Below are 9,550 nucleotides of genomic sequence, written 5' to 3'. Positions count from 1 at the left end.
CGCGGCCAGAACGTGCGCCTCGCCTCGCAGCTCACCGGCTGGGACATCGACATCCTGACCGAGGCCGAGGAATCGGAGCGCCGCCAGAAGGAGTTCCTGGAGCGCACCGAGGCCTTCATGAACGCGCTCGACGTCGACGAGACGGTCGGCCAGCTCCTCGCGGCGGAAGGCTTCCGCAGCGTCGAGGAACTGGCGCTGGTCGAGCCCACGGAACTCGCCTCCATCCAGGGGTTCGACGAGGATACGGGCGCCGAGATCCAGCGCCGCGCGCAGGATTACATCGACCGCATCGAGGCCGAGCAGGAGGCGCGCCGCAAGGAGCTGGGCGTCGAGGACGACCTGCGCGAGATCGAGGGCATGACCACCGGCATGCTCGTCGCGCTCGGCGAGAACGAGGTGCGGAACGTCGAGGACCTTGCCGGCTGCGCCACCGACGACCTCGTCGGCTATACGGAAGGCCGCGGCGCCGATGCGGTCCATCACAAGGGCTATCTCGACGGGTTCGAGGTCTCCCGCCAGGAGGCGGAGGCGATGATCATCGCCGCCCGCGTCAAGGCGGGCTGGATCGAGGCACCCGCCGAGGAGGAGCCCGAGGAGGGCGAGCACCACGAGGGCGAGGCTCAGGAGGCCCATCCGGGCTGAGGCGCCGGGCGAGGCTTTCCTCCATGGCCTCGCAGGATGCGTTCCTCCTCGCCGGGGCGGCCTGCATCGTCGCGGCCTCCCTCTGGTTCGCGGTCCGGGGCGCGCGGCAGCGCTCCCTGGCGGAGGCTGTGGGCAGGAAGACCCGCCGGGCCGTCGCGGTCCATGCCGAGGCCCTGTCCCGGCGGCGCGCCGTGCTGGTGCGGGTCGATGATTACGGCGTCTCGGATGCCAGCCGCTGGAGCAGGGAGATCGATCACTTCGTGTCGAATGTCGTGCTGCCTCTTCTCTCGCCTGCCGAGGCGCGGCTGCTCGCGGCGCGCGAGATCGAGCTGAAGGCGGCGATCGACCGCCAGGTCGTCGCCCAGATTCCCCCCGCCGCCGGCGAGCTGGTCGAGACGCTGGCCGGGGGCGAGGTGGATGGCCTCTCGCCGGCCGCCTTCGAGGCCGCCTGCGCGCACGCCCTCGCAGCCCGCGGCTGGTCGGCGCGCACCACCGCGCTGACCGGCGACCAGGGAGCCGACATCATCGCGGAGAAGGACGGCGTGAGGCTGATCGTCCAGTGCAAGCTTCTCGGGCGCCCGGTCGGCAACAAGGCCGTCCAGGAGGCCCATGCCGCGAGGACCCATTTCGGCGCCCGGCACGCCGCCGTGGTTTCCAATGCCGATTTCACCCGCGGCGCCCGCGACCTCGCGGCGACCACGGGCGTCGTCCTGCTCCACCATTCGCAGCTCGGCGAGATCGAGCGCCACCTGCGGGTCGGCTGAGGGGGCGGCGATGGCGCGGCAAGGCGAAATTCGGCATGGCCCCGAACGGACCTGCCTCCTGACGCGGGCCACCCTGCCCCAGGGCGAGCTGATGCGCTTCACGCTCGATCCGCAGGGCCGGGTTGTGCCCGACCTGCGCCGCCGCCTGCCCGGGCGCGGCGTCTGGCTCACGCCGACCTCCGAGGCCCTCGCCGAGGCGATCCGGCGCCGCCTCTTCCCGCGCGGCTTCAAGCGCGAGGCGGCGGTGCCGCCCGATCTCGTCGAGCAGGTGGATGCCGCCCTGGAGCGGGATCTTCTCGGCGCGCTCTCCCTCGCCAACAAGGCGGGCGCGGTGACGGCGGGCTTCACCAAGGTGGAGGCGGCGCTCCGCGCGGGACGGGCCTGCGCCCTCCTCCATGCCCGCGAGGCGGCGGAGGACGGGCGCCGGAAACTGGCCGCCCTGTTGCGCAATGCCGACCCCGCCCCAATATTTGCCGTTCCGACCTACGATGATCTGAGCGGTGACGATTTGGACATGGCCTTGGGCCGGGTCCATGTGGTACATGCCGCGCTTCTCGCAGGTGCCGGCAGCGAAGGCTGCCTTGCGCGCTGGCGCCGTCTCCGCCGATTCCGAGGCGTGGACGGCGCGGACGCCATCGCGCGAGACGCCGTTGACCGACCGAGCCGGAACGAGGCCCCGACAGGGCAGGATCGAGACCTGGATGAGTGATACGAAAACCCCGGGCGACAAGACGCTGCACGTGTCCAAGACGCTGTCGCTGCCGAAGCGCCCGGCCGAGCACAATACGGTGAGGCAGAGCTTCTCGCACGGGCGGTCCAATACCGTCGTGGTCGAGACGGTGAAGCGGCGCCAGGGACCGGGAGCCCCCGTCAAGGAGGCGGCTCCGCCGCGGCCCGCGCCCTCCCCCGCTCCCGCTCCCGCCGCCGGCGGCCGGGCGAAGCTCGGCATCTCCCCGCGCCCGGGCGGCCCCGCCCCCGAGACCGCGAAGGCTCCGGCCGCGAAGGCCCCCGCCCCGTCCGGCGCCCTTGGCGCCCGGCCGCGCGGGATCGTGCTGGACGCGCTGACCGAGCAGGAGCGCGAGGCGCGCCTCAGCATCCTCACGGATATCCAGCGCGAGGAAGCCGAGCGCCGCCGCCTGGCCGAGGACCGCCGCCTGGCCGAGGAAGCGAGCCGCCAGCAGGCCGAGCGCGAGGCGCGCGAGGCCCAGGAGCGCGAGGCCGCCGAGGCGCGCAAGCGCGAGGAGGACGAGCGTCGGCGGCAGGAGGACGAGCGCAAGCGCCGTGGCGAGGAGGAAGCTCGCCGCCGCCTGGGCGAGGCCCCGAGGCCGGCCGCGCCGCGTCCCGCTCCCGCCGCCAAGCCCGCGCCGAGACCCACTCCGGCCCCGAAGCCGGCCGCCGGGCCGGCGACCGTGTCGACGACGATGCGCACGCTCGACGCGCATCGGCGTCCGATGAATCTCGACATGCTGGGCCGCCGGCCCGAGCCCAAGCCGGAAGCGAAGCCCGCCCAGTCGTCCCCCGCCGCCGCGACGGCCCGGCCCGCCGGCGCCGCCGCTCGTCCGGCCCCGGGCCGCGGCCCCGCCCAGGCCGCCGAGGAGGAGGGCGATCGCAAGATCGTCATCCGCCGCCCCGGCATGCCGACCAAGGTCATCACCCCGCCCAAGCGCAGCGGGGGCGAGCGCGACCGCCGCGGCGGTCGCCTGACCATCGCCTCGGCGACCTCGGGCGAGGACGAGCGCACGCGCTCGGTCGCCTCCTACCGCCGCCGCATGCAGCGCATGACCGGCCATCGCGGGCAGGAGGAGAAGGAGAAGATCTCGCGCGAGGTCGTCATCCCCGAGACCATCACGGTCCAGGAACTGGCAAGCCGCATGTCGGAGCGAGCGGTCGACGTCATCAAGCTGCTGATGAAGCAGGGCCAGATGATGAAGATCACCGACGTGATCGATTCGGACACCGCCCAGCTCATCGCCGAGGAACTGGGCCACACCGTCAAGCGCGTCGCCGAATCGGATGTCGAGGAGGGCCTCTACGAGACCGACTACGACGACAGCGAGGCGGAGACCCGCCCGCCGGTCGTGACCATCATGGGCCATGTCGACCACGGCAAGACCTCGCTGCTCGACGCCATCCGCAAGACGGATGTCGTGCGCGGGGAGGCCGGCGGCATCACGCAGCATATCGGCGCCTACCAGGTGCGCTCGCCGCTCGGCGGGCTCATCACCTTCATCGACACGCCCGGCCACGCGGCCTTCACCTCGATGCGCGCCCGCGGCGCCAAGGTGACGGACATCGTCGTCCTGGTGGTCGCGGCCGATGACGGCGTCATGCCCCAGACGGTCGAGGCGATCAGCCATGCGCGGGCGGCCGAGGTGCCGATCATCGTGGCGATCAACAAGATCGACAAGCCCGGCGCCGATCCGAACCGGGTCCGCACCGAGCTGCTCCAGCACAACATCCAGGTCGAATCGATGGGCGGCGAGACGCTCGAATTCGAGGTCTCGGCGCTCAAGGGCACGGGCCTGAAGGAGCTGCTGGAAGGCATCCAGCTCCAGTCAGAAATCCTGGACCTGCGGGCCGATCCCGAGGCCTCCGCCGAGGGCACGGTCATCGAGGCGAAGCTCGATCGCGGCCGCGGCCCGGTCGCGACCGTGCTGATCCAGCGCGGCACGCTCTATAACGGCGAGATCGTCGTGGCCGGCGCCGAATGGGGCCGCGTGCGCGCGCTCATCGACGACAAGGGCGAGGCGCAGCGCGACGCGCCGCCCTCGACCCCGGTCGAGATCCTGGGCTTCAACGGCACGCCGGATGCGGGCGACCGCCTCGCGGTGGTCGAGAGCGAGGCCCGCGCCCGCGAGATCGCCGATTACCGCGCCCGCGTGAAGCGCGAGCGCCTCGCGGCCCGCGCCGCCGGCCAGCGCTCCTCCATGGCCGAGCTGATGCGCGAGCGCCAGGAAGGTTCCGCGCGCAAGGACTACGCGATCGTCCTCAAGGGCGACGTGCAGGGCTCGGTCGAGGCCATCACGGCCGCGCTCGAGAAGATCGGCAACGAGGAGGTCTCCGCCCGCATCCTGCATGCCGGCGTCGGTGCCATCACCGAATCGGACGTGACCCTCGCCCAGGCGACGGGCGCGCTGATCATCGGCTTCAACGTCCGGGCGCACAAGGAAGCGCGCGAGGCGGCCGACCAGGCCGGCGTCGCCATCCGCTACTACAACGTCATCTACGACCTCGTGGACGACGTGAAGGAGTCGATGTCGAGCCTCCTGCCGCCGAACCTGCGCGAGGAGCGCCTGGGCGAGGCCAAGGTCCTCCAGGTCTTCGACGTCTCGAAGGTCGGCAAGGTGGCTGGCTGCCGGGTCGAGGACGGCCGCGTCGAGCGCGGCGCGCATGTCCGCCTCATCCGCGACGGGGTCGTCATCCACGAGGGCAAGCTCTCGACGCTCAAGCGCTTCAAGGACGACGTCAAGGAGGTCGTGGCCGGCCAGGATTGCGGCATGTCCTTCGAGAACTACGAGAAGATCCGCGAGGGCGACTTCATCGAGTGCTATCTCGTCCACGCCGAGAAGCGCTCGCTCTGACCCGTTCCCCGTAGCGGCTCGCGTCATGGCGGGCGGAGCGAAGCAATCCGGGGCCGCGCGGGCGGCCCCGGATTGCTTCGTCGCTTCGCTCCTCGCAGTGACGGAGATAAGGAAGCCGGTTCCAGCCCGGCTCGACCGAAATGAACAAAGCCACTTCCCCCTCCAAAGGCCCCTCGCAGCGCCAGCAGCGCGTCGCTGAACTCGTGCGTCACGCGCTCGCGGACGTGCTCCAGCGTGGCGAGATCCAGGACCCCGTCCTCGCGAGCCATGTCGTGACCGTTCCCGAAGTGCGCATGTCGCCCGACCTCAAGCTCGCGACCGCCTATGTCATGCCGCTCGGCGGCAAGGACGAGCGAGCCGTGCTGGAGGCGCTGGAACGCAACCGGAAGGCGCTCCGGACCGAGGTCGCGCGCCGGCTCAGCAACATGCGATACGCCCCCGACCTGCGCTTCCGCCGCGACGAGACTTTCGACGAGGCCGCACGCATCGACGCGCTGCTCAACAGCGAGAAGGTGCGGCGGGATACGGCGCCCGCCGCCCCAGGCGACATCCGAGAGGACTGAATCCGATGACCATCGACGAGTTGCAGCCCGCCGATGCGCGGGCCGAAGGCGCTGGAGCGCGGCAGGAGCCTTCCCATGGCCGCCGCCCCCGCGACCGCGGCCCCCATCCCGACCGGCCGAAGCGGCGCGTCGTCAACGGCTGGTGCGTGCTCGACAAACCGGTCGGCATGACCTCGACCTATGCCGTCGCCCTCGTGAAGCGGGCGCTGAACGCCAAGAAGGCGGGCCATGCCGGCACGCTCGATCCGCTCGCCTCGGGCATCCTGCCGATCGCGCTCGGCGAGGCAACCAAGACCGTGCCCTATGTGATGGACGGCCGCAAAGCCTATGTCTTCACCGTCGCCTGGGGCGTCGAGACCGACACGGACGATGCCGAGGGCAAGCCCGTCCAGGCCACCAACCGCACGCCGAGTCGCGAGGAGGTGGAGGCGCAGCTCCCCCGCTTCACCGGCACGATCGAACAGGTGCCGCCGCGCTATTCGGCGGTGAAGATCGCCGGCGAGCGCGCCTACGACCTCGCCCGCGACGGCGAAGTCGTGGAGCTGAAGCCGCGCGTCGTCGAGGTCGACCGGCTGGAGGTCATGGCCCATGATGGCGAGCGCACGATCCTGCGCGCCGAATGCGGCAAGGGCACCTATGTGCGGGCGCTGGCGCGCGATATCGGCCGCGCCATCGGCTGCCTCGGCCATGTCTCGGCCCTGCGGCGCACCCGCGTCGGCCCCTTCGAGGAAGGCAATGCGGTCTCGGTGGGGGACCTTCAGGAGGCCGGCGCGAGTGGCGAGGTTCCACCGGGCCTCCTCCAGCCCGTGGCGATCGCCCTCTGCGACCTCGAGGCGGTCGCCGTCTCGCGCGACGCGGCCGGGCGGCTGCTGCGCGGCCAGCCGGCCATCCTGCGCGGCCGCGACGCCCCGATCGAGGGCCGGGTCTATGCGACCTATAACGGCGCGCTGGTCGCGGTCGGAGATGTCGAGAAGGGAGAGTTTCTGCCCCACCGCGTCTTCAGCCTGGGGGGCTGACGAGCCCGGCGCGCCGCCGCCCGCATCTCCCTCTGTCCCGGCCGGGACGGGGGACGAAACGGACGGGAAACAATCGCGGCCGCGACGACATCCGGCGCTGACCGTGGCCGCTTAACGATCGGGGCCGGCGTCCTTCGCGCGACGCCGGAAGACCGGGCAGATCATGCGTGACTCTCGCCGCTTCGCCGCGACCTTTCTTCTCTCCCTCGTCGCGTTGGCGGCGGGGACGGTCTGCGCCCCCGCTACAGCAAGCAAGCCCGAGGCGTCCTTTCCGGCGCGGGAAGGCAAGAGCCTCCTCGTCTTCGAATGCGGGGACGAGAAGGCCGTCTGGCTGCGCGTCTGGCATCCGGTGCGCGGCTGGCGCCCCGATCTCGCCTCGGAAGTCCAGATCGGCCCGAAGGTCTTCAGGACGGAGGTCGACGGGGCGACCGATTCCTTCCTCCTCTCCGACGTGCCGTTGCCCGGGATGGGCGTGACCGATGCGCTTCTCTCCGCCGCCAAGGACGGGAGCGAGCTTGTCCTCGCCGGGCCCTCCCCCCGGCAGATCCCCGGCCGCCGCCGCAGCTTCCCCCTGAAAGACGCGCGCGCCAGAATCAGCCGGGTCGAGCGGGCCTGCGGACACGCGATCACCCCGTGACGGGGCCGCCGCCCCGTGACCGGGCGGTCACCCCGTGACGGGGCTGCCCCGAGCCCGACCGACAGGAGATGAGAATGTCACATCGGCCCATCCTCGCCGCTCTCGCCGGAGCCGCTCTCACGCTGGCCGCCGGCCCGGCGCTCGCCCAGTCCTTCTGCTACGTGTCGGACCCGACAGGCACCCCGCTCAACATCCGCATCGAGCCGAACGGCCGGGTGGTCGGAGCCATCCGCAACGGCACCCAGGTGACCATTGGCGAGACGCGGACCGACAGCCGGGGCCGCGTCTGGGTCTTCATCCGCGACCTGGATCGCGGGCGCGGCATCGGCTGGGTGTATCGCGACTTCCTGAGTTGCTGAGGACGCCCGCCCGAGGCGGAAACCCGGTTGGAGGTTGCGAAAATCGCCGTTTCCCTCTATGTGCGGCGCAGCAACCCGAACGACATCCGATTTCAGCCGCGCGTCCCGCCGACACGCGGCCCGACGTGTTGAGCGCCCGACCGACCCATGAACCTGCGCAACATCGCCATCATCGCCCACGTCGATCACGGCAAGACGACCCTCGTCGACAAGCTGCTCCAGCAATCGGGCTCCTTCCGTGAGAACCAGCGCGTCGTCGAGCGCGTGATGGATTCGAACGACCTCGAGAAGGAACGCGGCATCACGATCCTGGCCAAGGCGACCTCGGTCGTCTGGAAGGATACCCGCATCAACATCGTCGACACGCCCGGCCACGCCGATTTCGGCGGCGAGGTGGAGCGCATCCTCTCGATGGTGGACGGCGTGATCGTGCTCGTGGACGCGGCCGAGGGGCCGATGCCGCAGACGAAATTCGTCGTCGGCAAGGCGCTCAAGATCGGACTCCGGCCCATCGTCGCCATCAACAAGGTGGATCGGCCGGACGGGCGCGCCAACGAGGTCATCAACGAGGTCTTCGACCTCTTCGCCGCGCTCGACGCCACCGACGAGCAGCTCGATTTCCCGATCCTCTACGGCTCGGGCCGCAACGGCTGGATGGCCGAGACCCCCGAGCAGCCCGAAGACGCGAGCCTCGCCCCGCTCTTCGACCTCGTGCTGCGGCACGTGCCGCCGGCCAGGGTGGAGGAGGGGGGCTTCCGCATGCTCGGCACGCTGCTGGAGGCCAATCCTTTCCTCGGCCGCATCATCACGGGCCGCATCGCCTCGGGCACCGTCAAGCCGAACCAGACCGTCAAGGTGCTCGACTGCGACGGCCGCGTCGTCGAGACGGGCCGCGTCTCCAAGATCCTCGCCTTCCGCGGCATCGAGCGCCAGCCGATCGAGATGGGCGAGGCGGGCGACATCGTCTCGATCGCCGGGCTCGTGAAGGGCTCGGTCGCCGACACCTTCTGCGACCCCGCCGTGGATACCCCGATCCAGGCCCAGCCGATCGACCCGCCGACCGTGACGATGTCCTTCATCGTGAACGATTCGCCGCTCGCCGGCACCGAGGGCGACAAGGTCACGAGCCGCATGATCCGCGACCGCCTGTTCAAGGAGGCCGAGGGCAACATCACGCTCAAGATCGAGGAGGCGGCCGACAAGGACTCGTTCTACGTCTCGGGCCGCGGCGAGCTTCAGCTCTCGATCCTGATCGAGACGATGCGCCGCGAGGGCTTCGAGCTGGGCGTCTCGCGCCCGCGCGTCGTGCTGAAGAAGGACGAGGACGGCCAGCTTCTCGAGCCGATCGAGGAGGTCGTGATCGACGTCGACGAGGAGCATTCCGGCGTCGTCGTGCAGAAGATGAGCGAGCGAAAGGCCGACATGGTCGAGATGAAGCCCTCGGGCGGCAACCGCCTGCGGCTCGTCTTCCACGCCCCGACGCGCGGCCTCATCGGCTACCAGTCCGAGCTGATGACCGATACGCGCGGCACCGCCATCATGAACCGGCTGTTCAAGGACTACGAGCCCTTCAAGGGCGAGATCGCAGGCCGCGTGAACGGCGTTCTCATCTCGAACGATACCGGCGAGGCGGTGGCCTATGCGCTCTGGAACCTCGAGGATCGCGGACCCATGGTGATCGAGCCCGGCGTCAAGGTCTACCAGGGCATGATCATCGGCATCCATACCCGCGACAACGACCTCGAGGTGAACGTCCTCAAGGGCAAGAAGCTGACGAATATCCGCACCACCTCCAAGGACGAAGCGGTGCGGCTGACCCCGCCCATCAGGATGACCCTGGAGCGCTCCCTCGCCTGGATCCAGGACGACGAGCTGGTCGAGGTGACGCCCAAGAGCATCCGCCTGCGCAAGGCGATCCTCGATCCGAACGACAGGAAGCGCGCCGAGAAGGCCAAGGCCGAGGCCGCCTGAGGCATTCGAGGCTTCCC

The 9,550-nt window shown here is 70.6% G+C and carries 9 protein-coding genes; all 9 read left to right on the top strand.

The window, feature by feature from the left end; all coding sequences use genetic code 11:
- On the top strand, positions 1-642 hold a 642-nt coding region (locus PKD06_RS08360; RefSeq protein WP_324379438.1), incomplete at its 5' end, for a helix-hairpin-helix domain-containing protein.
- Between the two features lie 23 nt (positions 643-665).
- Positions 666-1,406: a restriction endonuclease gene (locus tag PKD06_RS08355; protein ID WP_324379436.1), complete on the top strand. Its 741-nt coding sequence runs from the start codon at positions 666-668 to the stop codon at positions 1,404-1,406.
- A 10-nt stretch (positions 1,407-1,416) separates the two neighbouring features.
- Entirely contained in the window at positions 1,417-2,115 is a 699-nt protein-coding gene (locus tag PKD06_RS08350) for an RNA-binding protein (RefSeq protein WP_324379434.1), read from the top strand.
- Complete coding sequence (infB, locus tag PKD06_RS08345) at positions 2,108-4,987, top strand: translation initiation factor IF-2 (RefSeq protein WP_324379432.1); 2,880 nt, start codon at positions 2,108-2,110, stop codon at positions 4,985-4,987. The genes PKD06_RS08350 and infB overlap by 8 nt, the downstream gene beginning before the upstream one ends.
- A gap of 140 nt (positions 4,988-5,127) precedes the next feature.
- The gene (gene rbfA / locus PKD06_RS08340; protein WP_324379430.1) at positions 5,128-5,550 is read left to right on the top strand and encodes a 30S ribosome-binding factor RbfA; all 423 of its coding nucleotides are present in this window, start codon (positions 5,128-5,130) and stop codon (positions 5,548-5,550) included.
- 5 nt (positions 5,551-5,555) lie between these two features.
- Positions 5,556-6,566: a tRNA pseudouridine(55) synthase TruB gene (gene truB, locus PKD06_RS08335; RefSeq protein ID WP_324379428.1), complete on the top strand. Its 1,011-nt coding sequence runs from the start codon at positions 5,556-5,558 to the stop codon at positions 6,564-6,566.
- A gap of 163 nt (positions 6,567-6,729) precedes the next feature.
- Complete coding sequence (locus PKD06_RS08330) at positions 6,730-7,203, top strand: hypothetical protein (RefSeq protein WP_324379426.1); 474 nt, start codon at positions 6,730-6,732, stop codon at positions 7,201-7,203.
- Between the two features lie 74 nt (positions 7,204-7,277).
- Complete coding sequence (locus PKD06_RS08325) at positions 7,278-7,562, top strand: SH3 domain-containing protein (protein ID WP_324379424.1); 285 nt, start codon at positions 7,278-7,280, stop codon at positions 7,560-7,562.
- Between the two features lie 147 nt (positions 7,563-7,709).
- Positions 7,710-9,533, top strand: a complete 1,824-nt coding sequence (gene typA, locus PKD06_RS08320) for a translational GTPase TypA (RefSeq protein ID WP_324379422.1) — start codon at positions 7,710-7,712, stop codon at positions 9,531-9,533.
- Positions 9,534-9,550 lie beyond the last annotated feature (17 nt).

It is taken from the genome of Enterovirga sp. (genome assembly GCF_035325185.1).
Classification (GTDB): domain Bacteria; phylum Pseudomonadota; class Alphaproteobacteria; order Rhizobiales; family Beijerinckiaceae; genus Enterovirga.
Note: the sequence above shows the minus strand (reverse complement) of the source record. Positions and strands in the feature narration are given on the sequence as shown.

Bases quoted from the DNA above. Each gene is read 5' to 3' on its own strand.
- PKD06_RS08355 (WP_324379436.1), top strand. From the start codon at position 666: ATGGCCTCGCAGGATGCGTTCCTCCTCGCCGGGGCGGCCTGCATCGTC.
- PKD06_RS08350 (WP_324379434.1), top strand. From the start codon at position 1,417: ATGGCGCGGCAAGGCGAAATTCGGCATGGCCCCGAACGGACCTGCCTC.
- infB (WP_324379432.1), top strand. From the start codon at position 2,108: ATGAGTGATACGAAAACCCCGGGCGACAAGACGCTGCACGTGTCCAAG.
- rbfA (WP_324379430.1), top strand. From the start codon at position 5,128: ATGAACAAAGCCACTTCCCCCTCCAAAGGCCCCTCGCAGCGCCAGCAG.
- truB (WP_324379428.1), top strand. From the start codon at position 5,556: ATGACCATCGACGAGTTGCAGCCCGCCGATGCGCGGGCCGAAGGCGCT.
- PKD06_RS08330 (WP_324379426.1), top strand. From the start codon at position 6,730: ATGCGTGACTCTCGCCGCTTCGCCGCGACCTTTCTTCTCTCCCTCGTC.
- PKD06_RS08325 (WP_324379424.1), top strand. From the start codon at position 7,278: ATGTCACATCGGCCCATCCTCGCCGCTCTCGCCGGAGCCGCTCTCACG.
- typA (WP_324379422.1), top strand. From the start codon at position 7,710: ATGAACCTGCGCAACATCGCCATCATCGCCCACGTCGATCACGGCAAG.